This window comes from Microbacterium sp. LMI1-1-1.1 (assembly GCF_040815675.1).
GTDB lineage: Bacteria > Actinomycetota > Actinomycetes > Actinomycetales > Microbacteriaceae > Microbacterium.
The window spans coordinates 808,619-834,928 of sequence record NZ_JBFPNN010000001.1 but is presented as its reverse complement, the minus strand read 5'-3'; the positions used below and the strand labels follow the sequence as shown (position 1 = coordinate 834,928).

Sequence of the window (26,310 nt, the reverse complement as noted above, 5' to 3'; positions counted from 1 at the left end):
CCTTAGCGGGCGAGGACGTCGCCGGCGGCGACGAGATCGAGGAAATGGGCGGTCATGCGGTCGGGATCGGGTCGCGTCCCGGTGATGAGGTGGAACGCGTCGACGGCCTGGTGGACCGCCATGCGTCCGCCGCTGAGCGTGCGGCAGCCGCGCTCGCGCGCGGTGGTGAGGAGGGCCGTGTCGAGCGGCCGGTAGACGATGTCGGCCACCCACAGCTCGGGGCGCAGCAGGTCCTCGTCGAGGGGCAGCCCCGGGTGCTCGGCCATGCCGACCGGGGTGCAGTGGACGAGTCCGTCCGCGCCGGCCAGGACCTCGCCGAGGCGAGCGGGCTCGGCCGTGTCGACGAGGGCGAGGGGATGCCGCGCGCTGAGGTCGTCGGCCAGGGCGCGGGCGCGCGCGAGGTCGAGGTCGACGATGCTGAGGCGCCCGGTCCCCCGGCGCAGCAGCGCGTCGGCGACGGCGGAGCCGGCCCCGCCCGCGCCCAGCTGCACGACGTGGTCGGTCGCGGCGCCGGGCAGGCCGTCGGCGAAGGCGGCGGCGAAGCCGGTCGTGTCGGTGTTGTGGCCGACGCGGCCGTTCGGGGTGAACAGCACAGTGTTCACGGCACCGAGGGCGGCGGCCACGGGGTCGACACGGTCGAGGTGGGCCAGCACGAGCTGCTTGCAGGGGTGCGTCACGTTGACGGCGTCGTAGCCCAGGCGCTCCGCCCACGCGAGCACGTCGCCGACCCGCTCGGGATCGACGCCCATGCTCGTCAGGTCGAGGGGGCGGTAGACGTAGGTCAGGCCGAGGGCGCGGGCCTCGGCCATGTGCATCGGCGGCGTCAGCGAGGGGAGGACCCCCGTGCCGATCAAGCCGACGAGGTACGGGTGCGCGTCGATCACGGTACTCCTTCGTCTCCCGGATCCCGGCTATGTACTAACCGGTACGTTCAGAGGAAACCACCTCGGCGCGATCGTGTCAACGACGGATCCGGATGCCGCGGGCTCGCCGCCGCGAGACCTTCCCTGGCACCGCCGGCTCGGGGCCGCGGCATCCCGGTCCGGTCACCGCCGGGGTGCGGTGAGCCAGCTGACGACGAGGTCGCCGATCACGGCGCGCAGGTGCGGGCGGCGGTCCGGGGCGGCGAGGTCGACGTCGAACAGGTGGCCGAAGGTGTAGCGGTTCGCCACCTGGAAGACGCAGTAGGAGCTGATGACCAGGTGCACGTCGAGCGCGTCGACGTCCGCCCGGAAGACGCCGGCGGCCCGGCCGCGCTCGAGGATCTCGTCGATCCGGCCGACCGCCGGTTGGGACTGGGCCCGCAGCGCCTCGATCTGCCGGACGAACTCCCCGCGGTGGATGTTCTCGATCGCGACGAGGCGGATGAAGGCGTCGTGCCCCACGTGGTGGTCGTAGGTCAGCTCGGCCAGGGTGCGGATGGCATCCAGGGGGTCCGCGTGCGCGACGTCGATCGTGCGCTCGGCCTCGCGGATGCCGCGGTAGGCCTCTTCGAGCACGGCCCGGTAGAGGCCTTCCTTGCCGCCGAAGTAGTAGTAGATCATCCGCTTGGTGGTGCGGGTGCGCGCGGCGATCTCGTCGACCCGGGCGCCGGAGAAGCCGTCCTCGGCGAAGACCTCGGTGGCCACCGACAGGAGCTCGGAGCGCGTGCGTTCGGCGTCTCGACGTGCCTCGGCCATCGGGCCAGGATAGTGGACGGCTTTTGTACCAACTGGTACATTCGGCCGCCATGAGGACCTCGATGGCGACCGTCTGCATCAGCGGCACCCTGGCCGACAAGCTCCGCGCCTGCGCGGACGCCGGCTTCGACGGCGTGGAGATCTTCGAGCCGGACCTTCTCGCCGCCCCCGAGAGCCCCGAGGAGATCGCGGCGCTGGCCGCCCGCCTCGGCCTCACGCTCGACCTGTACCAGCCGATGCGCGACGTCGAGGGTGTCGACGAGGAGGCCTTCGCGGCGGTGCTGCGCCGAGCCGAGGCCAAGTTCCGCCTGATGGGACGTCTCGGCATCGACACCGTCCTCTGCTGCAGCAACGTCGCCACCGCGACGGTCGACGACGACGAGGTCTCCGCGGACCAGCTCCGCCGGCTGGGCGACCTCGCCCAGCGGTTCGGCATCCGCATCGCCTTCGAGGCTCTGGCCTGGGGGCGGTTCATCGACGACTACCGCCGCGCCTGGCGGGTCGTCCAGCTCGCCGACCACCCCGCGGTGGGCGTGTGCCTGGACTCGTTCCACATCCTGTCGCGCGGCCACGACCCGGCCGCCATCGCGGACATTCCGGGCGGGAGGATCTTCTTCGTCCAGCTCGCCGACGCCCCGCGCCTCAGCATGGACGTGCTGTCGTGGAGCCGGCACCACCGCCTGTTCCCGGGGGAGGGCGACTTCGACCTCGCGACGTTCACCGGGCTCATCGCCGGCACCGGGTACGACGGCCCGTGGTCGCTCGAGGTCTTCAACGACACCTTCCGGCAGACCGATCCCGGCCGCACCGCGCTGCACGCCCGGCGGTCCCTCCGCTGGCTCGAGGACGCGGTGGCGCGGACGGCTCCGGATGCCACGGCCTCGCGGCACGACTTCGCGATGCTGCCCGACTCCGCCGCTCCGTCCGGCATCGACTTCGTCGAGGTCAAAGCCGAGGACACCTCGGCGATCGAGGAGCTGCTGGCCCAGCTCGGCTTCACGTCCCGCGGGCGCCACCGCACGAAGCCCGTCACCCTGTGGGTCGCGGGCGCGGCCCGCGTCGTGCTCAACGAACAGCACGCCCGGGGCTGGCCGCCCCGTCTCGCCGCGGTCGGGTTCGAGGTCGACGACGCCGAGGCCGTGGACCTCCGCATGCGGGGGCTGCGCGTGCCCCGCGCGTACCGCCGCACCTACGCGTCGGAGGAGCGGCTCGACGGCGCCGTCGCGCCGGACGGCACCGAGGTGTACTGGGCGCAGGCGGCGGACGAGGGCGATCCGGCCTGGGTCCGGGAGTTCGAGCACGGGGAGAGGCAGCGACCCGCGCCGATCTCGCGTGTCGACCACGTGAGCCTCACCCAGCCGTGGCACGCGATCGACGAGGCGATCCTCTTCTACACGGCGGGGTTCGCGCTCGGCCTCGACAGCAGCACCGACGTCCCCGGCCCGCAGGGTCTCGTCGCGAGCCGCGTCCTCACCTCGCCGGGCGGGGGCGTGCGCATCCCGCTGAACGTGGGCCCGCCGATCCTCGCCGACGCCGCGATGCCGCAGCACGTGGCGTTCGCGTGCACCGACGTGCGGCGGCTCGCCCGGTCCTCCCGCGACCGCGGGTTCCGGCCCCTGCAGATGCCGGACAACTACTACGACGACATCGCGGCCCGCTTCGACCTGGCGCCCGCCGCGGTCGAGGACCTGCGCGACCTGCACCTCGGGTACGACCGCGACGACACGGGGGAGTACCTGCACTTCTACACGCGCACGATCGGCGAGGTGTTCTTCGAGTTCGTCGAACGCGTCGACGCGTACGCCGGCTACGGCGCGGGCACGGCCCCGGTGCGCCTCACCGCGCAGGGACGGCGCTGATAGCGTGCCTGACGTGACCCGCCCCCGCCGCCTCCTGCTCGTCCACGGGCCGAACCTCAACCTGCTCGGCACCCGTCAGCCCGAGATCTACGGGCGGGACACCCTCGCCGACGTCGAGCGGGTGACCACGGAGGCCGCCGCCCGGCACGGCTTCGAGGTCCGTGCGATCCAGAGCAACCACGAGGGCGTGCTGATCGACGCGATCCACGAGGGGCGCCTCGACTGCGCCGGCGTCGTGATCAACGCCGGCGGGCTGACGCACACCTCCGTCTCGTTGCGGGACGCCCTGGCATCCGTCGCCCTGCCCGTCGCGGAGGTGCACATCTCGGACATCCGCGCGCGCGAGAGCTTCCGGCACTTCTCGTACATCGAGGACGTCGCCGTCGTGCACGTCATCGGCGAGGGAGTGCCCGGCTACACGCGGGCGGTCGACCTCCTCGTCGACGTCATCACCGGGCAGGCGGACGGCTGACCCGCGCCGGCGCGTCCTGGCGCGCATATGGCGCACGTGGAGGCAGGGGCGAGGCCATCGCGTAGACTCGGACGTCGGGCTCTCGCCCACCACGACTCACGAAACGGAACATCGACTCTCATGGCATCCACCGCAGACATCAAGAACGGCGTCGTCCTGAACATCGACGGTCAGCTCTGGAACGTCGTGGAGTTCCAGCACGTCAAGCCCGGCAAGGGCGGCGCGTTCGTCCGCACGAAGCTGAAGAACGTCATGTCCGGCAAGGTCGTCGACCGCACGTTCAACGCCGGCGCCAAGGTCGACATCGAGAACGTCGACCGCCGCGACTTCACCTACCTCTACAACGACGGCGACGGCTTCGTCTTCATGGACGTCGCGGACTACGACCAGATCACCGTGGGCGCGGCCACCGTCGGCGACGCGGCGAACTTCCTGCTCGAGAACCAGCAGGTGCAGATCGCCCTCAACAACGGCAACCCGCTCTACGTCGAGATGCCGCCGTCCGTCGTCCTCGAGATCACGTACACCGAGCCGGGCCTGCAGGGCGACCGCTCGTCGGCCGGCACCAAGCCCGCGACCGTCGAGACCGGGTACGAGATCCAGGTCCCCCTGTTCGTCGACGCCGGCACCAAGGTCAAGGTCGACACCCGTACGGGTGACTACCTCGGCCGCATCAGCTGACGTTGAGCGCCCGTACCAAGGCGCGCAAGCGCGCCCTCGACATCCTCTTCCAGGCCGACGTGCGCGGCGAGGAGCTGGCGATCATGCTCGCCACCGAGGCCAAGCGCGCGGCGTCCGAGCCGGCGCGCGAGGCCTCGTGGCTCTACGCCCGCGACATCGTGGACGGCGTGATCGACAACCGCGACGCGATCGACGAGCAGATCACGACGTTCGCCAAGGACTGGTCGCTCCAGCGCATGCCCGCCGTCGACCGGGCGCTGCTGCGCATCGGCACGTGGGAGATCCTCTACAACGACGACGTGCCCACCGCCGTCGCCATCGACGAGGCCGTGGAGCTGGCCAAGGAGTTCTCGACCGACGACTCCGGCTCGTTCGTGCACGGCGTGCTGGCCCGGATCGCCCGCTCGTCCTGAGTCCCGGCATGTCGGAGGCCCCCGGCAGGATGATCGCGTGAGCTCCTGGCGCGATCTGCTGCCGGGCGCCGAGCCGCCGACGTACGAGCCGCTCGCGCTCGGCGTCGAGCTGCGCCAGCGCGAGGCGTACGACCCGCGGCGCTGGGAGGCGCGCGCGGTCGAGCCCGTCACGCCGCGCATGCTCGGCCAGCGGCAGGACGACCTGCAGCTGGCCGTGCGTCCGCTCGTGCGCGGCGCGCGCGACACCTGGATCCGCGGCGACGCGACGTGGGACGCGGTCCGCCGGTCGCGCGACCGTTTCGCACCCGACGTCGTCCGGTGGTTCGCCGAGCTGCACGCGCTCGCCCAGGCGCTGAAGTCGACGGGACCGTTCTCGGCCGTGTCCGACGCCCTCGTGCTCGACTCCGTCGCCTCGCCGCACCTCTGGGCGCACCTGCGCGACGGTCGGGAGCGCGGCATCCCCCTCGTCGCCCTCCACCCGCAGCAGACGGTGCGCCTCGCGACCGAGGGCGTCGCGCGCGTCGCCGTGGACGGACGGCGCGGCGGGGGCCTGCGGGTCTCCGTCGATCTCGAGATCGACGGTGGGGGAGTGGATGCCGCCCGCGCCCGGCCCCTCGGCGGGAGCGGAGTCTACGTGTTCGAGGTCGACCGCGACCCGATCCCCGTCGTGCTCGCGCCGGTCGCCCTGCCCGATCCGTTGCCGGCGCTGCTCGCGACGGGGCCGCTCGACGTCCCGGCGGCCGAGACGGAGGAGTTCCTCGCCGAGCTCTACCCCCGGCTCGCGCGGCGTGTGCCGGTCAGCGTCGGAGCGGGGGTGCCGGCGCCGCCGCCGCCCCGGCCGGTGCTGCAGGTCGACGTGGCGTATCTCGACGACGACGCCCTGACGTACGTGCTGAGCTGGCGCTACCCCGGCCCGCGGTCCGTGGCGTTCGAGCCGGCCGGAGGGTCGGGCGCGGATTCCGCCGGACCGCCCGCGGGCGCGGATTCCGCCGGGCCGTCCGCGGGCGCCGGTCCCGCGCGGCCGCCCGCGGGCGCGGATCCCGCCCGGCCGTCCGCGGGCGCCGATTCCGCCCGGCCGTCCGCCGGCGCCGATCCCGACCGCTGGATCGACGCGGAGGACGAGATCGCCGCCCGCGTCGGCGCGGTGTGGGCCGCCGCGGCCGACCTGCCGCTGCGCGCCCGCGAGACCCTCCGCGACGCCGACGCCGCCGCGTTCGCCACCCGCGTGCTCCCCGCGATCGACGTGCTCGCGGACGTCCGCGTGTCCGTCACGGGGACGGAGCCGTCGTTCCGGGAGCTGCGCGGTGACCCGTCCCTCCGCATCACGGCCGTCCCCTCCGTCGACCGCGACTGGTTCGACCTCGGCATCGTCGTCGTCATCGACGGGCGGACGATCCCCTTCGGGACGCTCTTCACGGCGCTCTCGCGCGGGCGGACCCGCATCAAGCTGTCCGACGGCGCGTGGTTCTCGCTCTCGCATCCGTCCCTGCAGCGCCTGCGCGACCTCTTGGAGGAGGCCGCCGAGCTCGACGAGTGGGAGACGGGCCCGCGCCTGCCGCGCACGCACGTGTCGCTGTGGGCGGACTTCGAGGACCTCGCGGACGAGAGCGAGGCCGCGCTCGAGTGGCGGGAGCTCGCCCGCGCACTGCGCGACGTCGCCGAGGTCCCGCCGGTCGCGACGCCGGAGGGGTTCCGCGCGGAGCTGCGCCCGTACCAGCGGGACGGGCTCGCGTGGCTCGCCCTGCTGCACCGGCACCGACTGGGCGGCATCCTGGCGGACGACATGGGCCTGGGCAAGACCGTGCAGCTGCTCGCGCTGATCGCGCACGTGCAGGCGCAGGGGGAGAGGCGGCCGTGGCTCGTGGTGGCGCCGACGTCGGTGCTGCCGACCTGGCGTGATGAGGCGGCGCGGTTCGCTCCGTCGCTGCGCGTCGTGGTCGTCGAGTCCACCGCCGTCCGCCGCGACCGGAGCATCGCCGCCCTCGCCGCCGACGCCGACATCGTCGTCGCCTCGTACGGGGTCGTGCGCACGGACGACGTCGAGTTCCGCCAGCCGCGCTGGGCGGGGGTCGTGCTCGACGAGGCGCAGTTCGTGAAGAACCCCGCGACGCGCGCCCACCGCGCCGTCGCCGCTCTGCACGCCGACGCGGTCTTCGCCGTGACGGGCACCCCGATCGAGAACGGCCTCGACGACCTGTGGGCGCTGCTGGCCCTCACTGCGCCCGGCCTGTTCCCCTCCGCCCGTCGGTTCCGCGAGGAGTACGTCCGCGCCATCGAGCAGGTGCCCGACGATGCGCCGACGCCGCTGTCCGCGGCGGCGTCCGCCGCGCACCGCGAGACGAGCCTGGCCCGGCTGCGCCGGAGGGTGCGGCCGTTCCTGCTGCGGCGGACGAAGGAGGTCGTGGCATCCGATCTCCCGCCCAAGCAGGAGCAGGAGATCGCCGTCGTGCTCGCGCCCGCGCACCGCGAGCTGTACGAGCGGGTGCTGCAGCGGGAGCGGCAGAAGGTGCTCGGACTGCTCGACGACCTGGACCGCCAGCGGTTCATCGTGTTCCGCTCGCTCACCCTGCTGCGTATGCTCGCGCTGGCCCCGGCCCTCGTCGACGAGCGCGACGCCGCGCTCGGCTCGGCGAAGCTCGACGTGCTCCTCGACCGTCTCGTCGAAGTCGCCGCCGAGGGCCACCGCGCGCTGGTGTTCAGCCAGTTCACGTCGTTCCTCGACCTGACGGCGGAACGATTGGATGCCGCCGGCCTCGCCTTCGCCCACCTCGACGGCAGCACGGCCCGACGCGGCGAGGTCGTCGAGGGGTTCCGCGGGGGAGCGGCGCCGGTGTTCCTCATCAGCCTCAAGGCGGGCGGCTTCGGTCTGACCCTCACGGAGGCGGAGTACGTGTTCGTCCTCGACCCGTGGTGGAACCCCGCCGCGGAGGCGCAGGCGGTCGACCGCGCCCACCGGATCGGGCAGACGCGGAGCGTGTTCGTCTACCGCCTCATCGCCGCGGGCACGATCGAGGAGAAGGTGCTCGCGCTGCAACGCCGCAAGGCCGCGCTGTCGCGGGCGGTGATGGACGACGGCGAGGCGTTCGCCGCGGCGCTCGACGCCGACGACATCCGCGGCCTTCTCGGTCCCTGACCGCCGCGCCGGGGGCTCCGCGACCGAGGCGCCGCGTCGGTGCGTGCCGCTAAGGGAGCAGGTCGAACCCGTTCCCGACGGCGTCGACGATGCGGCCGGCGACCGAGGCGACCACCCGCTGTGCGCCCGCCGTCACGAGCACGTCGAGCGCCTGCGCCAGGCCGTCGCCCGTGACGGTGAGCGCGTCGCGCGAGGTCTCGCCCATCTCGTCGAACTCCAGCCGCAGGGTACGCAGCCAGGCCTTCTCGATCCCGAAGACGATGGCGTAGGGGAGGAGCCGCTCGTTCAGCACGAATCGCGAGACGTCCGCGCCCGCCGGCGTGAGAGAGCCGGCCGGCGACTGCAGCGCGCGCAGGCGTGCGGCATCGCCCACCCGCATGTACGCCCGCAGACCCGCGAGGTGCGTGCGGCGGGCCGCGGCGGCCGGGGTGAAACGACGCGCGGAGCCGGCCGGGACCACCACGAGGCCGGCGGCGGCCAGCACGGCGGCGACGGCGGAGAGGACCAGGACGACGGGGACGGGCGTGACGAGGGCGGAGAGCACGGCGAGGACGAGCACCGCGACCGCCGACCAGCGGACGACGCCCCGCCACGGGGTGCGGCCCGCGGTCAGCCCCGCCCGGCGAAGGCGACGGGCGCGCGCGTCGACGAAGGCCCGTACGCGCACCGCCGTGCCGGGATGAAGCCCCGGCAGGCGTCGCGACGCGCCGCTCGGAGTCGCCGTGCCCGCGACGACGCGGAGCAGTCGCCGGTCGTCCGCCGTGAGCGCGTCGGCGTCGACGATCTGCACGGCCAGGGCGGACCGGTCGACTCCCTCTTCCGTGAGCAGACGCACGCGGCCGCGCACGACGAGGTCGATGAGACCGGCGGCGACGGCGACCTGCTCCCTCCCCGCCAGGATCGCGTCGTCGACGACCGAGGCCCCCGGCAGCGGCAGGTACTCCACGACGGTCGACGGCGGCAGAGCGCCGACCCGGCGGCGGAGCACGACCGCGGCGACGAGGACGAGCACGGCCGACGACACCACGAGCACAGCAAGACCCACGACGTCAGCGTAGGTCCCGCCGGTGGCGGGGCGTGGCATCCCGAGCCCGACCCGGGGGCGCGCTCACCGCCCGTTCAGGCGAGCGCCGCGTAGACTTCTGAGGTTACGACCTCGACTCGGGAGCGACATGAAGATCACCGGCCTCGGCCACGCGGGAATGTTCATCGAGACCGCCGGCGGCAGCATCCTCTGCGACCCCGTCATCGGGCCGAGCTTCTTCGGCTCGTGGTTCCCGTTCCCCGACAACCGCGCGCTGGACTGGGAGCGTTTCGGCAAGGCCGACTTCCTGTACATCTCGCACCGGCACCGCGATCACTTCGATCCCGCCTCGCTCGAGCGCTTCGTCCCGAAGGACGTCAAGGTGCTGCTGCCCGAGTACCCCACCGACGACCTCGAGCAGGACCTCGTCGCCCTCGGCTACACCAACCTCGTGCGCACCGAGGCGGGCGTGCCGCTGCAGTTCGGCGACCTGAAGCTCATGATCACGCCGTTGCGCGCGCCCTCCGACGGCCCCATCGGCGACTCGTCGCTCTCGGTCGACGACGGCACGGCATCCATCCTCAACCAGAACGACTCGCACCCCCTCGACCTCGAGAAGCTCTTCGACTTCGGCAAGCCCGACGCGTACTTCACCCAGGTCTCCGGCGCGATCTGGTGGCCCATGGTCTACGACCTGCCGCAGGACGCCAAGCAGAACTTCGCCAAGCTCAAGCGCGACGCCCAGAACAAGCGGGCGATGTACTACATCGAGAAGGTGGATGCCGAGCACGTCTTCCCCATGGCGGGCCCGCCGATGTTCCTCCGCGAGGAGCTGTTCCGCTACAACGGCACCGGCCTCGAGAACGACTCGATCTTCACGGACCAGCGCGAGTTCCTCGCGCACATGAAGGAGCAGCGGCCGGACCAGAAGGGCTACCTGTTCCTGCCCGGCACCGAGGTCGAGGTGCAGGGCTCCGACGTCACGGTCACGCAGACGCTGTACACGGACGACGAGATCGAGCGCGTCTTCGGCGACAAGTGGAACTACCTCGCCGAGCAGCGGGACAGCCGCCAGGACGAGATCCGCGCCGAGGTGGCATCCCGGGCCGAGATCATCCCGCCGGCCGAGATGCTCGCCGCGCTGAAGGAGTGGTGGGAGCCGCTGCTGCGCCGTGCCCGCACGATCCGCAACGGCGTCGGCGGCATGGTGCGCTTCCGCATCGGCGAGCTCGACATGGTCGTGGACTTCCCCAAGGCGAAGCTGCGCGAGTACGCCGGCGAGGAGTGCATCTACTGGTACACGATCCCGGCGGACCTCGTGTCGACGAACATCCGCGATCACGAGATCGACTGGTCCAACTCGATCTTCCTGTCGATGCAGTTCGAGGTCGGACGCTCGGGCAAGTTCAACGAGTTCCTCACGACGTTCCTCAAGTGCCTGTCGCGCGACCGCATCGAGTACGTCGAGAACTGGTACGCCGAGCAGTCGGATCAGACCGAGGACGCCGAGATCGACGGCTGGACCGTCCAGCGCCGCTGCCCGCACCTGCGCGCGGACCTGACCAAGACCGGCAAGATCGAGGACGGCGTCCTGACCTGCTCCCTGCACGACTGGAAGTGGGACCTCGCCACGGGCCGCTGCCTGACGACGACGGGCCACCCGATCCGTTCGACGCGGGCGCCCGCGGAGGTCGCGGCCGGCTGACGCCCGGCGGAGGAGATGTCGGGAGGGGAGGGCGGATGCCGTGGCATCCATCCTCCCCTCCTCGTTTCTCCTCCTTTCGCCGCGGTGAGCAGCGACGTGGCTGTCAAGCCCGTGGGTCGCCGGCGCCGGCCGATGCGACCGTGCCTCCTCGCGACGGAGGGGAACCACCATGACGCACATCGCACGCAAGGCCGGCGTCGGGGCGGTGGTGGGGATCCTCGTCGGACTGATCCCGCTGTTCTTCGGGGCGCCCGAGCTGGCGCTGCTCATCGGATGGGCGGTCGCCGCGACCGTGTTCCTGACGTGGGCGTGGCTGCGGGCCTGGCCTGCCGATCCCGAGAAGACCCAGGAACTGGCGATGCACGAGGACGAGTCGCGCCGTCTCGTCGACGCGCTCATCATCGCCGCCACGTTCATCGGCATGGTGGGCGTCGTGCTCGCGCTCATCCGCAGCCAGCAGCACGACCTCGTCGGGGCGCTGTCGGCGTTGCTCGCCGTCGTCGGCGTGGTCGCGGCCTGGGCGGTCGTCAACACGATCTTCGCGTTCAAATACGCGCGGATGTACTACATCGACGACCGTCACCGGTTCGCCTTCAACCAGGAGGAGGACCCCTCGTACAGCGACTTCGCGTACGCCGCGTTCAACATCGGCATGTCGTACAGCTCGAGCAGTATCACGCAGTCGTCCACGCCGTCGCGGAAGATCGCGTTCGGGCATGCGCTTCTGGCGTACTTCTACGGAACGTTCGCGGTGGCGGTGGCGATCAACCTCATCACCAGCCTCACGCAGTCGAGCTGAGCCCCGGCGGAGGAGATGTCGGGAGGGGAGGAGGGATGCCGTGGCATCCATCCTCCGTTCGCCGCATCTCCTCCCTTCACGGCGGTGAACAGCGGCGGCGACGAGCCGCGGCGGCGGTGAGCAGCGGCGGCGTGGCCGCACCCGCTAAGCTGGAGCAGAACCACGGCATCCTTTAACCCCGTCCCGTGAGGCGGAGAAGGGAGCAGCGGATGAGTACGCGCACCGTCATGCACGATGCCGACATCGCCCGCGCTTTGACGCGCATCTCGCACGAGATCCTGGAGTCCAACAAGGGACCGGAAGGACTCGTCCTCCTCGGCATCCCGACCCGCGGTGTCACCCTCGCCGATCGCATCGCCCCGTTGCTGGCGGAGTTCGGCGGAGCACCCGTCCCCGTCGGCGCGCTCGACGTGACGATGTACCGCGACGACCTGCACCGCAATCCCACTCGGGCCCCTCGCCGCACCGAGATCCCCGCCGGCGGCATCGACGGCAAGGTCGTCGTCCTCGTGGACGACGTGCTCTTCTCGGGCCGCAGCATCCGCGCCGCGCTCGACGCGCTGCAGGACATCGGTCGCCCCGCGGCGGTCCGCCTGGCCACCCTCATCGACCGCGGCCACCGCGAGCTGCCGATCCGCCCGGACTTCGTCGGCAAGAACCTGCCGAGCGCGCGCGACGAGCGCGTCAACGTCCGCCTGGCCGAGGTGGACGGCGCCGAGTCCGTCACGATCGAGGGGCGGTGACCGTCATGCGCCACCTCCTCGACACCCAGCACCTCTCCCGCGCGGCCGCCCTCGAGATCCTCGACGTCGCCGAGGACATGGCCGACACCCAGCGCCGCGAGGTCAAGAAGCTCCCGACGCTGCGGGGCAAGACCGTGGTCAATCTCTTCTTCGAGGACTCGACCCGCACCCGCATCTCGTTCGAGGCCGCCGCGAAGCGCCTGAGTGCCGACGTCATCAACTTCTCGGCGAAGGGCTCCAGCGTCAGCAAGGGGGAGTCGCTGCAGGACACCGCGCAGACCCTCCAGGCCATGGGGGCCGACGCGGTCGTCATCCGCCACGGCGCGTCCGGCGCCCCGCGCACCCTCGCCACCAGCGGGTGGATCACCGCGGGCGTCGTCAACGCCGGCGACGGCACCCACGAGCACCCCACGCAGGCCCTGCTCGACGCGTTCACCATCCGCAAGCGCACGTTCGGCGACGACAGCCGCGGCCGCGACCTCGACGGCATCCGCGTCACCATCGTCGGGGACGTGCTGCATTCGCGCGTCGCCCGGTCCAACGTGTGGCTGCTGCACACCCTCGGCGCCCAGGTCACCCTGGTGGCCCCGCCGACCCTCGTCCCGCAGGACGTCAGCGGCTGGCCCGTCGAGATCGACTACGACCTCGACCACGCGATCGCCGCCGGACCCGACGCGCTCATGATGCTCCGCATCCAGCTCGAGCGCATGTCCGCCGCGTATTTCCCGACTGAACGGGAGTATTCGCGCCGCTACGGCCTCGACGCGCGGCGACTGGACGCCCTCGCGGACGGTAGCATCGTTCTGCACCCCGGTCCGATGAACCGGGGTCTGGAGATCTCCGCCGAAGCCGCCGATTCCCCGCGCTCGACGGTGCTCGAGCAGGTCGCGAACGGTGTCTCCGTGCGGATGGCCGTGCTCTACCTGCTGCTGGCGGGCGAGCGACCCGAGACCGAGAGAGAGGACGCTCGATGAGCCACGCCACCCCCCAGACGATCCTGGTCCGCGGGGCGCGCATCGAGGGCCGGGATGCCACCGACCTCCTCGTCCGCGACGGCGTCGTCGCCGAGACCGGTGCGGGTCTGTCGCAGGCCGGTGCCACCGTGATCGACGCGGACGGTCTCGTCGCCCTGCCCGGGCTGGTCGACCTGCACGTGCACCTGCGCGAGCCGGGATACGAGGCGTCCGAGACCGTCCTCACCGGATCCCGGGCGGCGGCGGCGGGCGGCTTCACCACCGTCTTCGCGATGCCGAACACGTCGCCGGTCGCGGACACCGCGGGCGTCGTCGAGCAGGAGCTCGCCCTGGGCGAGGCCGCCGGCTACGTCCACGTGCAGCCCATCGGCGCCGTGACCGTCGGGCAGAAGGGCGAGCGCCTCGCCGAGCTCGGCGCGATGGCCGAGTCGCGGGCGCGCGTGCGCGTCTTCAGCGACGACGGCTTCTGCGTCTTCGACCCGCTCATCATGCGCCGCGCCCTGGAGTACGTGAAGGCGTTCGACGGCGTCGTCGCCCAGCACGCCCAGGACCCCCGCCTCACCGAGGGGGCGCAGATGAACGAGGGCGCCGTCTCGGCGGAGCTCGGACTGACCGGCTGGCCGGCCGTCGCCGAGGAGTCGATCATCGCCCGCGACGTGCTCCTCGCCGAGCACGTCGGGTCCCGCCTGCACGTGTGCCACCTGAGCACCGCCGGATCGGTCGACATCATCCGCTGGGCCAAGAAGCGCGGCGTGAACGTCACCGCCGAGGTGACGCCGCACCACCTGCTGCTGACCGACGAGCTCGTCCGCGACTACGACGCGCGGTTCAAGGTCAACCCGCCGCTGCGCCGCGAGGAGGACGTCCTCGCCGTGCGGGAGGGTCTGGCCGACGGCACGATCGACATCGTCGCGACCGACCACGCCCCGCACCCCGCCGAGGCGAAGGCCTGCGAGTGGGCCGCCGCCGCCAACGGCATGGTGGGCCTCGAGAGCGCCCTCCGCGTCGTGCAGCAGGCGATGGTCGACACGGGTCTGCTGACGTGGGCCGACGTCGCCCGCGTCATGTCGGCCGCGCCGGCGCGCATCGGCCGTCTCGACGGGCACGGCACCCCGGTCGCCGTGGGCCAGCCGGCGAGCTTCACGCTGTACGACCCGCGCCCGTCCCGCCCCTTCGCGCTGGAGGACCTCCGCGGACGCAGCAGGAACTCGCCGTACCTCGGCCGGGAGCTGCCCGGAGAGGTCCGCTGGACCGTGCGCCGCGGCATCCCGACCGTCGCCGACGGTGCGGTGCTCGACGCGCCGGGGGCGCTCGCGTGACCCGCGAAGGCGCCCTGCTCGTCATCGTCGGCGTCGCCGCGCTCGTGCTCGCGCTGCTCGCGTGGGCCTGGGTGCGACGAACCCGGCGCGACGCGCGGTACTCCGCACCGGTGGGGGAGCTCCCCGCCGACGCGGTCGAGTCCGCGACGTTCGCGAGCCTCTACGTCGCGACCACCCGGCACGGCGAGCCCCTCGAACGCCTGGCGATCAAGGGCCTCGGCTTCCGCTCCCGCGCCGACGTCGTGATCAGCTCCGCGGGCGTCGCCCTCGACCTGCCCGGACAGCCGCGCATCGCGCTCACCCGCGACCGCCTCGTCGACGCCGCTCAGGCCACGGTCGCCATCGACCGCGTGGTCGAGCGCGACGGCCTGACGCGCGTGACCTGGCGCATCGACGACGACACCCTCGTCGACACCTACCTCCGACCCCAGGACGCCTCGGCGCGAGCCCTCGCCGACGCCATCCGTCCCCTCACCTCCACAGGAAGCGACTCATGACCGCCCTGATCACCACCGAGCCCGCCGTCCTCGTGCTCGAAGACGGCACCCGCTACCCCGGCCGCGCCTACGGCAAGCGCGGCGAGACCCTCGGCGAGGTCGTCTTCGCCACCGGCATGACCGGCTACCAGGAGACGATCACCGACCCCTCCTACGCGGGCCAGATCGTCCTGCAGACCGCGCCCCACATCGGCAACACCGGCGTGAACGAGGAAGACCCCGAGTCCCGCCGGATCTGGGTCGCCGGCTACGTCGTGCGCGACCCCTCGCGCGTCGTGTCGAACTGGCGCGCCACCCGCTCCCTCGACGACGCGCTCGTCGAAGACGGCATCGTCGGCATCTCCGGCATCGACACGCGCGCCGTGACCCGTCGCATCCGCTCCTCGGGCAGCATGCGCGGCGGCGTCTTCTCGGGCGAGGCGGCGGATCTGGATGCCGACGAGCAGCTGCGCCGCGTGCGCGAGGCGCCCGGCATGGCGGGGCGCAACCTGAGCGCCGAGGTGTCCGTCACCGAGGTCGAGGTCACCCCCGCCGCGGCCGAGCGGATCGGCAACCTCGCCGTGCTCGACCTCGGCGTCAAGCAGTCGACGATCGACAACCTCGCCGCGCGCGGGTTCGACGTCCACGTCTTCCCGCAGTCCGCGACGATCGAGGAGATCCGCGCGATCGAGCCGGTCGCCGCGTTCTACTCCAACGGCCCCGGCGACCCCGCCGCGTCCGACCAGCACGTCGAGCTGCTGCGCGCGGTCCTCGGCGACGGCCTGCCGTTCTTCGGCATCTGCTTCGGCAACCAGTTGCTGGGCCGCGCGCTCGGCTTCGGCACCTACAAGCTGCCCTTCGGTCACCGCGGCATCAACCAGCCCGTCCTCGACAAGACGACCGGCCGCGTCGAGATCACGTCGCAGAACCACGGCTTCGCCGTCGACGCCCCGCTGGACCAGGTCGTCGACAGCCCGCACGGCTTCGGCCGCGTCGAGGTCAGCCACATCGGCCTGAACGACAACGTGGTGGAGGGTCTCCGCGCCCTCGACATCCCGGCGTTCAGCGTGCAGTACCACCCCGAGGCCGCCGCCGGCCCGCACGACGCCAACTACCTGTTCGACCGCTTCCGCGACATGGTGATCGCGAACCTGGAGACCAACAAGAATGCCTAAGCGCGACGACATCCACTCCGTCCTCGTCATCGGCTCCGGCCCGATCGTCATCGGTCAGGCGTGCGAGTTCGACTACTCCGGCACCCAGGCCTGCCGCGTGCTGCGCGAGGAGGGCGTCCGCGTCATCCTCGTCAACTCCAACCCGGCGACGATCATGACCGACCCCGACTTCGCCGACGCGACGTACATCGAGCCGATCACCCCCGAGGTCATCGAGACGATCATCGCCAAGGAGAAGCCGGACGCGGTGCTCCCCACGCTCGGCGGCCAGACGGCCCTGAACGCGGCCATCCAGCTGCACAAGCGCGGCATCCTCGAGAAGTACGACGTCGAGCTCATCGGCGCCGACTTCGACGCGATCAACCGCGGCGAGGACCGTCAGATCTTCAAGGAGCTCGTCATCGAGGCGGGCGCCGACGTCGCGGCATCCGTCATCTGCCATTCGATGGACGAGCTGCTGGCCGGTGCCGAGAAGCTGGGATACCCGCTGGTCGTGCGCCCGTCGTTCACGATGGGCGGCCTCGGCTCGGGCTTCGCGTACGACGAGGCGGACCTCCGTCGCATCGGCGGCGCGGGCCTGCACGACTCGCCCACCAACGAGGTGCTGCTCGAGGAGTCGATCCTCGGGTGGAAGGAGTACGAGCTCGAGCTCATGCGCGACACCGCCGACAACACGGTCGTCGTCTGCTCGATCGAGAACGTCGACCCGGTCGGCGTCCACACGGGCGACTCGATCACGGTCGCCCCGGCGCTCACGCTCACCGACCGCGAGTACCAGAAGATGCGCAACATCGGCATCGACATCATCCGTGCCGTCGGCGTGGACACCGGCGGCTGCAACATCCAGTTCGCCGTCGACCCCGCGACCGGCCGCATCATCGTCATCGAGATGAACCCCCGTGTGTCGCGCTCCTCGGCGCTGGCGTCGAAGGCGACGGGCTTCCCGATCGCCAAGATCGCGGCCAAGCTCGCGATCGGCTACCGCCTCGACGAGATCCCGAACGACATCACCAAGGTCACCCCGGCGAGCTTCGAGCCCACGCTCGACTACGTCGTGGTCAAGGTGCCGCGCTTCAACTTCGAGAAGTTCCCGGCCGCGGACACCACCCTGACCACCACCATGAAGTCGGTGGGCGAGGCCATGGCGATCGGCCGCAACTACACGACGGCGCTGCAGAAGGCGCTGCGCTCCCTCGAGAAGCGCGGCTCGAGCTTCCACTGGGGCGACGAGAGCCGCTCGGTCGAGGAGCTGCTCGAGATCGCGAAGACCCCGACCGACGGCCGCATCGTCGTCCTGCAGCAGGCGCTCCGCCTCGGCGCGACCCCCGAGCAGGCCTTCGACGCGACGGCGATGGACCCGTGGTTCATCGACCAGATCGTCCTGATCAACGAGGTCGCCGAGGCGATCCGTCAGGCGGGCGACCTGGATGCCGCGACCCTGCGCCTCGCGAAGGAGCACGGCTTCAGCGACGTCCAGATCGCGCAGCTGCGCGGTCTCGACGAGGCCGAGGTGCGCGAGACCCGCTACACGCTGGACGTGCGTCCGGTCTACAAGACCGTCGACACGTGCGCGGGGGAGTTCCCCGCGCTCACGCCGTACCACTACTCCAGCTACGACGCCGAGACCGAGGTCACGCCGTCCGAGCGGACGAAGGTCGTCATCATCGGGTCGGGCCCCAACCGCATCGGGCAGGGCGTCGAGTTCGACTACTCGTGCGTGCACGCCTCCTTCGCGTTGGCCGAGGCCGGGTACGAGACCGTCATGGTCAACTGCAACCCCGAGACCGTGTCGACGGACTACGACACCTCCGACCGCCTGTACTTCGAGCCGTTGACGCTCGAGGACGTGCTGGAGGTGCTGCACGCCGAGGCGCAGTCCGGCGAGATCCTCGGCGTCGTCTGCCAGCTCGGCGGGCAGACGCCGCTGGGCCTGGCCAAGGGCATCGAGGCCGCCGGCTACACGATCCTCGGCACGAGCCCCGCCGCCATCGACCTCGCCGAGGAGCGCGAGCTGTTCTCGCGTCTGCTCGACGACGCCGGTCTCGTCGCCCCGCGCAACGGCACCGCGATCGACGTCGAGGGCGCGGTCGAGGTGGCCGAGGAGATCGGCTACCCCGTGCTCGTGCGCCCCAGCTTCGTGCTCGGCGGTCGCGGCATGGAGATCGTGTACTCGACCGAGGCGCTGCGCGACTACTTCGTCCGCGTCGCCGACCAGGCCATCATCGGCCCGGGCCTCCCGCTGCTCGTGGACCGGTTCCTCGACGACGCGGTGGAGCTCGACGTCGACGCGCTCTACGACGGCACCGACCTCTACATCGGCGGCGTCATGGAGCACCTCGAGGAGGCCGGCATCCACTCCGGCGACTCGTCCTGCACGCTCCCGCCGGTCTCGCTCGGCCGCACCGAGATCGACCGCGTCCGCGAGGCGACTCTCGCCATCGCGGAGGGCGTCGGCGTCCGCGGCCTGCTGAACGTGCAGTTCGCGATCTCCGCCGGCGTGCTCTACGTCATCGAGGCGAACCCCCGCGCCAGCCGCACGGTCCCGTTCGTGTCGAAGGCGCTCGGCATCCCCCTCGCCAAGGCCGCCAGCCGCATCATGGCCGGCAGCACCGTGGCGGAGCTCGTCGCCGAGGGCCTGCTGCCCGAGAACGACGGCTCGCGCGTGCCGCTGGACGCCCCTGTGGCCGTCAAGGAGGCCGTGCTGCCGTTCAAGCGGTTCCGCACCGCGGACGGGCACACCGTCGACTCGGTCCTCGGTCCCGAGATGCGCTCCACGGGCGAGGTCATGGGCATCGACCGCGACTTCCCGACCGCGTTCGCCAAGAGCCAGGACGCCGCGTACGGCGGCATGCCGACCTCGGGCACGGTCTTCATCTCGGTCGCGGACGCCGACAAGCGCGCCGTCATCCTGCCGGCCCACCGCCTGCAGGAGCTCGGCTTCGACCTCGTCGCGACCGAGGGCACCGCGGAGATCCTCGCGCGGAACGGCATCCGCGTGCGCGTGGTGAAGAAGTACTCGGAGACGCAGGAGAACGGTCAGCAGAACATCGTCGACCTCATCAACGCGGGGGAGATCGACATGATCGTCAACACCCCCAGCGGCGGCACCGCCCGCGCCGACGGCTACGAGATCCGCGCGGCGGCCGTGGCCGCCGACAAGGCGCTGTTCACGACGATGGCGGTGCTTGGCGCCGCGGTGAGCGCCCTCGGTGCCGTCAAGGACGGGTTCGACGTGCGGAGCCTGCAGGAGTACGCCGTCGACCGCGCCGGTCGTCTGTGAGCGAGACGTTCGGCCAGCGCCTCCGCGCCGCCCTCGACACGCACGGCGCGCTCTGCGTCGGCATCGACCCCCACGCCGCACTGCTGTCGGCGTGGGGGCTGGATGCCACGGCCGACGGCGCGCGCGAGCTCGGTCTGCGGGTGGTCGAGGCCGCCGCGGGCCGCGTGGGCGTGGTCAAGCCGCAGGTCGCGTTCTACGAGCGGTACGGGTCGCGGGGCTTCGCCGCCCTGGAGGACGTGATGGCCGCGGCCCGCGCCGCCGGGCTGCTCGTGATCGCGGACGCCAAGCGCGGCGACATCGGCACCACGATGGAGGGCTACGCCGCCGCCTGGCTGGAGCCCGGGTCGCCGCTGGAGGCCGACGCGGTGACGCTGACGCCATACCTCGGCCCCGACTCCCTCCGCGCCACGCTCGCGCTGGCGCTGCGCGCCCGAAAGGGCGCCTTCGTCCTGGCCGCGACGAGCAACCCGGAGGCCCGTGCGCTGCAGAGCGCGCGCGTCGACGACGCCCTGGCCATCGGCGACGACGAGCACGTGGCCGCGCGGGTGGCGCGCGACGTGAACGAGGCCAACATCGGCCTGCCCGGCGCGCTCGGGTCGATCGGCGTCGTCGTCGGCGCCACGGTCGACCGTGCCGACTTCGGCCTCGGCGATATGACGCTGGCGGGCATGCCCATCCTCGCGCCGGGGTTCGGGGCGCAGGGCGCCCAGCCCGCCGACCTGTCCCGGCTGTTCGGCTACGTCGCGGGGGCGGTCGTGGCCAACGAGAGCCGCAGCATCCTCGCCGTCGGCCCGGACCGCGTGGCCGACCGCATCACCGCCCGCGCCGCCTTGTACCGAGAGAACCCGCATGGCTGAAGAACGTCGTCCGCCCGAGGTCGATCGCGCCGCCGCGTCGCGCCGCGCCGTCGCCGCGCGCCGCGAGCGCGCCGCGCTCAAGCGCGACGTGTCCACGCGCGTGATCTCCCCGCAGGAGCTGCTCCGTCGCGCCCTGGCGGACCCCGCGTCCCCGGCCGGCGCGATGCGCGTGACGGAGTTCCTCACCGCGATCCCCGCGATCGGCGAGGGCAAGCGCGACCGCATCCTGGCCTCCCTGGGGATTTCCCCGGTCAAGCGCCTCGGTGGCCTGGGCACGCGACAGCGCGACGCCCTGCGCGACTTCCTCGACACCCGGTGGCCGGAGCCGCGCCCCCGCGCGGGCCGCAGTCGCCTCGTGGTGCTGGCGGGACCGACGGCCGTCGGCAAGGGGACGGTCGCCGCGCACATCAAGGAGCACCACCCCGAGATCCACCTGTCGGTGTCGGCGACCACGCGCGCGCCCCGCCCGGGCGAGGTCGAGGGGGAGCACTACTACTTCGTCGACGACGCCGAGTTCGACCGCCTGATCGCGACCGGCGCGCTCCTCGAGTACGCCACGGTGCACAACCACCACCGCTACGGCACGCCCCGCGGCCCGATCGAGAAGGTGCTCGCCGAGGGCGGCACCGCGCTGCTCGAGATCGACCTGCAGGGCGCCCGTCAGGTCCGGGCGGCGGATCCCCGCGCGACGCTGGTGTTCCTGCTGCCGCCGAGCTGGGACGAGCTCGTCCAGCGGCTGGTGGGGCGCGGCACCGAGGACGCGGAGGAGCGCGCCCGCCGTCTGCGCACCGCGCGGGTGGAGCTGGCCGCGCAGAACGAGTTCGACTACCGCGTCGTGAACGAGGACGTGGCGTCGGCGGCCGCCGAGGTCGTCGCCCTCGCGGCCCGCTGATCCCGCCCAGGTTTCGTCTCATTACGCCCGGTTCGATCGGGCGGCACGACCTCGCCATGCTGAGGGAATGCCCCCCGCCTCCGCCCTCTCCGCCGTGCCCGCGGACGGCACGCGTCCCGACGCCGCCTCCTCGGCGCGGCCGGGCGCCGTCGCCCTGCAGCAGGTCGGCCGGACGTTCCCGACGGCGCAGGGTCCGCACGCGGTCCTGCGGGGCGTCGACCTCGATCTGACCGGCGGCGAGATCGTCGCGGTCATCGGCCCCTCGGGCTGCGGCAAGTCGACCCTCCTGCGTCTCCTCGGGGGACTGGATGCCGCCACCTCCGGCCGCATCACCGTCGACGGCACCGCGGTGCGCGACACCGACGACCGCACGGCCGTGGCGTTCCAGGAGCCCCGTCTGCTCCCGTGGCGCACCGTCGCCCAGAACGTCGCCCTCGGCCTGCGTCGCGGCGGCGACCGCACCGCCGTGGACGCCCGCGTGGCGGAGCTGCTCGCCCTCGTGGGCCTGGAGGCCGCCGCGACGCGCCGGCCGCGCGAGGTGTCGGGCGGGATGGCCCAGCGGGCGTCGCTCGCCCGTGCGCTGGCGCGCGACCCCGAAGTACTGCTGCTGGACGAGCCGTTCGGCGCGCTGGACGCGCTGACGCGCCTGCGCATGCAGGACCTCCTGCTCGAGGTGCACGCCGCCCGTCCGACGACCGTCGTGCTCGTCACGCACGACGTCGAGGAGGCCCTCTACCTCGCTGACCGGGTCGTGCTGCTGCGCGCCCTCGGCGACGACCCGGCCGTCCCCTCCGTCGTGAGCGTCACGACGGTGCCCGGCGGCCGCCCCCGCGACCGCGCGGCCCACGACTTCACCCGTCTGCGCTCCGAGCTCCTCGCGGGGCTCGGGGTGACGCCCTCCCACCCCCATCCTCAGGAGACCCGATGAGCACCCTGTCCCGCCGTATCGTCCCCGCGACCGCGATCGCCGGGGCGATGATGCTCCTGCTCTCCGGGTGCCTCTCGGGCGAGAACGCCTCGAGCGCGCCCGCGGCGGCCGGCTCCGCCGAGGGCGCCGAGTGGTCGACCGACTCGCTGTCGCTGGACTTCGCGACCTACAACCCGCTGAGCCTCATCGTCCGCGATCAGGGTCTGATCGAGGAGGCCCTCGGCGACGGCGTCACCGTCGAGTGGGTCCAGTCGGCCGGCTCGAACAAGGCGAACGAGTTCCTCCGCGCCGGGTCGATCGACGTCGGCTCGACCGCCGGCTCCGCGGCGCTGCTCGCCCGCGCGAACGGCTCGCCCATCAAGGTCATCGACATCTACTCGCAGCCGGAGTGGTCGGCTCTCGTCGTCCCCGCCGACAGCGACATCACCTCGGTCGCCGACCTGGCCGGCAAGTCCGTGGCCGCGACCCCCGGCACCGACCCCTACTTCTTCCTCCTCCAGGCGCTCGAGACCGAGGGTCTGGGCATCGGCGACGTGCAGCTGCAGAACCTGCAGCACGCCGACGGCCGTGCCGCCCTCGAGGCCGGCTCGGTCGACGCCTGGGCGGGTCTGGATCCGATCATGGCGGGCGCCGAGGCCGAGTCCGGGGCGAAGCTGCTCTACCGCAACGTCGACTTCAACTCGTACGGCTTCCTCAACGCGACCGAGGACTTCATCGACAACCACGGCGACGTCGCGCAGGTCGTCGTCGACGCCTACGAGGAGGCCCGCGCCTGGGCGCTGGAGAACCCCGAGGAGACGGCGGCGCTGCTCGCCGAGGTCGCCGGCATCAACCCGTCCGTGGCCTCGACGGTCATCACGGAGCGCTCGAACCTCGACGTGAGCGGCGTCCCCGGCGACGACCAGCTCGCCGTGCTGGAGGTCATCGCGCCCGTGCTCGTGGACTCCGACGCCGTCCAGGGCGGCGATCAGGCCGTGCAGGACGCGCTGGAGTCGATCGTCCACGACGAGTTCGCCCGCGCCGCCACCTCGTCCTGATGACGGAGTACGGCTACGGTCTCGGCGTGGCGACCTCGAGCGAGGGCGTCTCGACGGTCGACCGCGCGGACAGGCTGGCGACGCGGCCGTTCTGGCGCCGCCCGGTCGTGCAGATCGCGGGCGGCCTCCTCCTGCCCGCGGCGCTGCTCCTCGCCTGGCAGCTGAGCACCACGCTGGGGCTCGTACCGGTGTACCGGCTCCCGCCGCCGGCCTCGGTCGTCACCGCGGCGATCGACCTCGCCGCGTCGGGGGAGCTGTGGCTGAACATCGCCATCTCGGTGCAGCGCGTGGTCATCGGCTTCGCGCTCGGGGCCGTCGTGGGACTCGCGGTCGCGGCCCTCGTGGGCCTGACCCGCGCCGGCGACGTCCTGCTCTCGCCGACGCTCGCGGCGATCCGCGCCATCCCCTCGCTCGCGCTCGTGCCGCTGCTGCTGCTGTGGATGGGCATCGGCGAGGACTCCAAGGTCACGCTCATCGCGATCGGCGCGTTCTTCCCCGTCTTCACCACGGTGTCCAACGCGCTGCGGCACGTCGACGCGCACCTGGTCGAGATGGGCCGCTCGTTCAGCCTGCGCGGATGGGCCCTCTTCCGCACCGTGCAGCTGCCCGCCGTCATCCCGTCGCTCATGTCGGGGCTGCGGCTCGCGATGGCCCAGGCGTGGCTGTTCCTGGTGGCATCCGAGCTCCTGGGGGCCGCGATGGGGCTGGGCTTCCTGCTCACCCTGTCGCAGCAGAACGGACGCGTGGACCGCATCCTGCTCACGATCGCCCTGCTGGCGCTGCTCGGCGCGCTCTCGAACGCGCTGCTGAGCCTCGTCGAACGACGTCTCCTGCGGAGGTGGACATGACCGCCGTCGACACCGAGGCCCGTCTGCACGAGCTGCGGACCTTCCCGGCTCCGGATGCCGTGGCCGCGCTCGCCAACGTCGGCTCCGAGGCCTACGGGCGCGCGGCCGCCGACCCCCTCGCGTTCTGGGAGGCGGCGGCGCACCGGTTGGACTGGCGCACCCCCTGGCACACCACGCTTGACTGGCGTCCGCCGGTCGTCGGGGACGACGGCGAGCTCTCCGTCCCGGCGGCGCGCTGGTTCGACGGCGGACGACTGAACGTGGCCGAGAACTGCGTCGACCGGCACGTGCGCGCCGGTCGCGGGGCGAAGGTCGCGCTGCACTTCGAGGGCGAGCCGGGCGACCGCCTCACCGTCACCTACGCGGACCTGCAGCGGCGGGTGGCGCAGGCCGCCAACGCCCTGACCGCGCTGGGCATCGGCCCGGGGGACCGGGTCGTCGTCTACCTGCCCGTGCTCGTCGAGACCGTCGTCGTCACGCTCGCCTGCGCCCGCATCGGTGCCGTGCACTCGCTCGTGTTCGGCGGCTTCTCCGCCGAGGCCCTCCGCTTCCGCCTCGAGGACACCGGTGCCAAGCTCCTCGTCACCACGGACGGGCAGAACCGTCGGGGGGCGGCCGTCGAGGTGAAGTCGATCGCCGACGTCGCGGCATCCGGTCTCCCCGCCCTCGAGCACGTGCTCGTCGTCCGGCGCACCGGCAGCGACGTGCCGTGGACGCCGGGACGCGACGTGTGGTGGCACGAGACGGTCGACGTCGCCGCGGACACGCACGAGGCCGAGGCCTTCGACGCCGAGCACCCGCTGTTCATCATCTACACCTCGGGCACCACGGGGAAGCCGAAGGGGCTCGTGCACACGGCCGGCGGCTACCTCACGCATGCGAGCTGGGCGCACTGGGCGCACTTCGACGCCAAGCCCGACGACGTGCACTGGTGCACGGCCGACCTCGCCTGGGTCACCGCGCACACGTACGAGATCTACGGCCCGCTCTCGAACGGGCTCACGCAGGTGATCTACGAGGGCACGCCGGATGCGCCGCACCGCGAGCGGCACCTCGAGATCATCGAGCGCTACGGCGTGACCGTCTACTACACGGCGCCGACGCTGATCCGCACGTTCATGTCGTGGTTCGGCGACGACGTGCCCGCGGGGCACGACCTGTCCACGATCCGTCTGCTCGGCACCGTCGGCGAGGCCATCAACCCCGCCGCCTGGGTGTGGTTCCGCCGCAACTTCGGCCGCGACGAGGTCCCCGTGGTCGACACGTGGTGGCAGTCCGAGACGGGCGCGGCGATGATCGCCCCGCTCCCGGGGTCGACGACGCTCAAGCCCGGCTCGGCGACCGTGCCCCTGCCGGGCATCGACGCGACCGTCGTGGACGACGCGGGCGCCGAGGTCGAGCCCGGGCGCTCGGGGACGCTCGTCGTCCGCCGGCCGTGGCCGGGGATGGCGCGCACGGTGTGGGGCGACCCGCGCCGCTACCGCGACGCCTACTGGTCCGCGTTCGCCGGGCACGGACCGCACGGGGGCTACTACGTCGCCGGAGACGGGGCGACGCGCGACCGGGACGGCTACATCTGGATCCTCGGTCGCCTCGACGACGTCGTGAACGTGTCGGGCCACCGCCTCTCCACGATCGAGATCGAGTCGGCCCTCGTGGCGCACGACACCGTCGCCGAGGCGGGGGTCGCGGGGGTGGGGGACGCCATGACCGGCCAGGCCGTCGTCGCGTTCGTCGTGCCCGCCGGCGACGGGCGGCCCGACGAGGCGGCGCTCCGGGCCGAGGTCGCCCGCGCGATCGGTCCGGTGGCCAAGCCGCGGCACGTCGTCGTGGTCCCCGATCTGCCGAAGACCCGCTCGGGTAAGATCCTCCGACGCCTCCTCGCCCAGCTCTGGGAGGCCGAGCGCGACCGCCGGGAGGGCCGGACCCCCGCCCCCCTGGGCGACACGACCTCCCTGCAGAACCCCGACGCCGTCGCCCGCATCGCGGACGTCCTCGCCGACGCCTGACACCCCC

22 protein-coding genes are annotated in these 26,310 nt (G+C 72.5%); 19 read left to right on the top strand and 3 right to left on the bottom strand.

Features of this window, described 5'->3' with window-relative positions:
• Positions 1-2: 2 nt before the first annotated feature.
• Both MRBLMI1_RS03900 and MRBLMI1_RS03895 read right to left on the bottom strand, forming a co-directional pair.
• Positions 3-884, bottom strand: a complete 882-nt coding sequence (locus MRBLMI1_RS03900; protein WP_367726825.1) for a shikimate dehydrogenase — start codon at positions 882-884, stop codon at positions 3-5.
• 162 nt (positions 885-1,046) lie between these two features.
• On the bottom strand, positions 1,047-1,679 hold the full coding sequence (locus MRBLMI1_RS03895; protein WP_367726824.1) for a TetR/AcrR family transcriptional regulator: 633 nt from the start codon (positions 1,677-1,679) through the stop codon (positions 1,047-1,049).
• A gap of 50 nt (positions 1,680-1,729) precedes the next feature.
• Between MRBLMI1_RS03895 and MRBLMI1_RS03890 the strand changes: the two genes are divergently transcribed.
• The 5 genes from MRBLMI1_RS03890 (at position 1,730) to MRBLMI1_RS03870 (ending at position 8,237) form a co-directional block, all read left to right on the top strand.
• Complete coding sequence (locus MRBLMI1_RS03890) at positions 1,730-3,538, top strand: bifunctional sugar phosphate isomerase/epimerase/4-hydroxyphenylpyruvate dioxygenase family protein (RefSeq protein WP_367726823.1); 1,809 nt, start codon at positions 1,730-1,732, stop codon at positions 3,536-3,538.
• A gap of 13 nt (positions 3,539-3,551) precedes the next feature.
• A complete protein-coding gene (locus MRBLMI1_RS03885; protein ID WP_367726822.1) occupies positions 3,552-4,010 on the top strand; it encodes a type II 3-dehydroquinate dehydratase in 459 nt (152 codons plus the stop codon).
• A gap of 120 nt (positions 4,011-4,130) precedes the next feature.
• Positions 4,131-4,691, top strand: coding sequence for an elongation factor P (efp, locus tag MRBLMI1_RS03880; RefSeq protein ID WP_367726821.1), 561 nt, complete (start codon positions 4,131-4,133; stop codon positions 4,689-4,691).
• Positions 4,692-4,693: 2 nt separating this feature from the next.
• Positions 4,694-5,104 (top strand): transcription antitermination factor NusB, encoded by a 411-nt coding sequence (gene nusB, locus MRBLMI1_RS03875; RefSeq protein ID WP_367726820.1) that lies wholly within the window; start codon positions 4,694-4,696, stop codon positions 5,102-5,104.
• Positions 5,105-5,141: 37 nt separating this feature from the next.
• Positions 5,142-8,237 (top strand): DEAD/DEAH box helicase, encoded by a 3,096-nt coding sequence (locus MRBLMI1_RS03870; RefSeq protein ID WP_367726819.1) that lies wholly within the window; start codon positions 5,142-5,144, stop codon positions 8,235-8,237.
• Positions 8,238-8,286: 49 nt separating this feature from the next.
• On the opposite strand, the gene MRBLMI1_RS03865 is transcribed toward MRBLMI1_RS03870, so the two are convergent.
• A complete protein-coding gene (locus MRBLMI1_RS03865; RefSeq protein WP_367726818.1) occupies positions 8,287-9,282 on the bottom strand; it encodes a DUF2207 family protein in 996 nt (331 codons plus the stop codon).
• A 127-nt stretch (positions 9,283-9,409) separates the two neighbouring features.
• On the opposite strand from MRBLMI1_RS03865, the gene MRBLMI1_RS03860 reads away from it, so the two are divergent.
• The 14 genes from MRBLMI1_RS03860 to acs all read left to right on the top strand — a co-directional run bounded on the left by MRBLMI1_RS03860 (position 9,410) and on the right by acs (position 26,303).
• The gene (locus MRBLMI1_RS03860; RefSeq protein ID WP_367726817.1) at positions 9,410-10,966 is read left to right on the top strand and encodes a Rieske 2Fe-2S domain-containing protein; all 1,557 of its coding nucleotides are present in this window, start codon (positions 9,410-9,412) and stop codon (positions 10,964-10,966) included.
• Positions 10,967-11,135: 169 nt separating this feature from the next.
• Positions 11,136-11,765: a DUF1345 domain-containing protein gene (locus tag MRBLMI1_RS03855; protein WP_367726816.1), complete on the top strand. Its 630-nt coding sequence runs from the start codon at positions 11,136-11,138 to the stop codon at positions 11,763-11,765.
• 209 nt (positions 11,766-11,974) lie between these two features.
• Positions 11,975-12,508 carry a bifunctional pyr operon transcriptional regulator/uracil phosphoribosyltransferase PyrR gene (gene pyrR / locus MRBLMI1_RS03850; RefSeq protein WP_367726815.1) on the top strand — a complete coding sequence of 178 codons (534 nt, stop codon included), beginning with the start codon at positions 11,975-11,977 and terminating at the stop codon, positions 12,506-12,508.
• A gap of 5 nt (positions 12,509-12,513) precedes the next feature.
• The gene (locus MRBLMI1_RS03845) at positions 12,514-13,482 is read left to right on the top strand and encodes an aspartate carbamoyltransferase catalytic subunit (RefSeq protein ID WP_367727600.1); all 969 of its coding nucleotides are present in this window, start codon (positions 12,514-12,516) and stop codon (positions 13,480-13,482) included.
• Complete coding sequence (locus MRBLMI1_RS03840; protein WP_367726814.1) at positions 13,479-14,801, top strand: dihydroorotase; 1,323 nt, start codon at positions 13,479-13,481, stop codon at positions 14,799-14,801. Before MRBLMI1_RS03845 ends, MRBLMI1_RS03840 begins: the two co-directional genes overlap by 4 nt.
• Entirely contained in the window at positions 14,798-15,298 is a 501-nt protein-coding gene (locus MRBLMI1_RS03835) for a hypothetical protein (protein ID WP_367726813.1), read from the top strand. Before MRBLMI1_RS03840 ends, MRBLMI1_RS03835 begins: the two co-directional genes overlap by 4 nt.
• Positions 15,295-16,452, top strand: coding sequence for a glutamine-hydrolyzing carbamoyl-phosphate synthase small subunit (gene carA / locus MRBLMI1_RS03830; protein WP_367726812.1), 1,158 nt, complete (start codon positions 15,295-15,297; stop codon positions 16,450-16,452). Before MRBLMI1_RS03835 ends, carA begins: the two co-directional genes overlap by 4 nt.
• The gene (gene carB / locus MRBLMI1_RS03825) at positions 16,445-19,732 is read left to right on the top strand and encodes a carbamoyl-phosphate synthase large subunit (RefSeq protein WP_367726811.1); all 3,288 of its coding nucleotides are present in this window, start codon (positions 16,445-16,447) and stop codon (positions 19,730-19,732) included. Before carA ends, carB begins: the two co-directional genes overlap by 8 nt.
• On the top strand, positions 19,729-20,589 hold the full coding sequence (gene pyrF, locus MRBLMI1_RS03820; RefSeq protein WP_367726810.1) for an orotidine-5'-phosphate decarboxylase: 861 nt from the start codon (positions 19,729-19,731) through the stop codon (positions 20,587-20,589). Before carB ends, pyrF begins: the two co-directional genes overlap by 4 nt.
• Positions 20,582-21,481, top strand: coding sequence for a guanylate kinase (gene gmk, locus MRBLMI1_RS03815; RefSeq protein ID WP_367726809.1), 900 nt, complete (start codon positions 20,582-20,584; stop codon positions 21,479-21,481). The genes pyrF and gmk overlap by 8 nt, the downstream gene beginning before the upstream one ends.
• A 67-nt stretch (positions 21,482-21,548) precedes the next feature.
• Complete coding sequence (locus MRBLMI1_RS03810; protein ID WP_367726808.1) at positions 21,549-22,409, top strand: ABC transporter ATP-binding protein; 861 nt, start codon at positions 21,549-21,551, stop codon at positions 22,407-22,409.
• Entirely contained in the window at positions 22,406-23,446 is a 1,041-nt protein-coding gene (locus MRBLMI1_RS03805; protein WP_367726807.1) for an aliphatic sulfonate ABC transporter substrate-binding protein, read from the top strand. The genes MRBLMI1_RS03810 and MRBLMI1_RS03805 overlap by 4 nt, the downstream gene beginning before the upstream one ends.
• Positions 23,446-24,294, top strand: a complete 849-nt coding sequence (locus MRBLMI1_RS03800; RefSeq protein ID WP_367726806.1) for an ABC transporter permease — start codon at positions 23,446-23,448, stop codon at positions 24,292-24,294. The genes MRBLMI1_RS03805 and MRBLMI1_RS03800 overlap by 1 nt, the downstream gene beginning before the upstream one ends.
• Positions 24,291-26,303, top strand: a complete 2,013-nt coding sequence (acs, locus tag MRBLMI1_RS03795) for an acetate--CoA ligase (RefSeq protein ID WP_367726805.1) — start codon at positions 24,291-24,293, stop codon at positions 26,301-26,303. The genes MRBLMI1_RS03800 and acs overlap by 4 nt, the downstream gene beginning before the upstream one ends.
• Positions 26,304-26,310 lie beyond the last annotated feature (7 nt).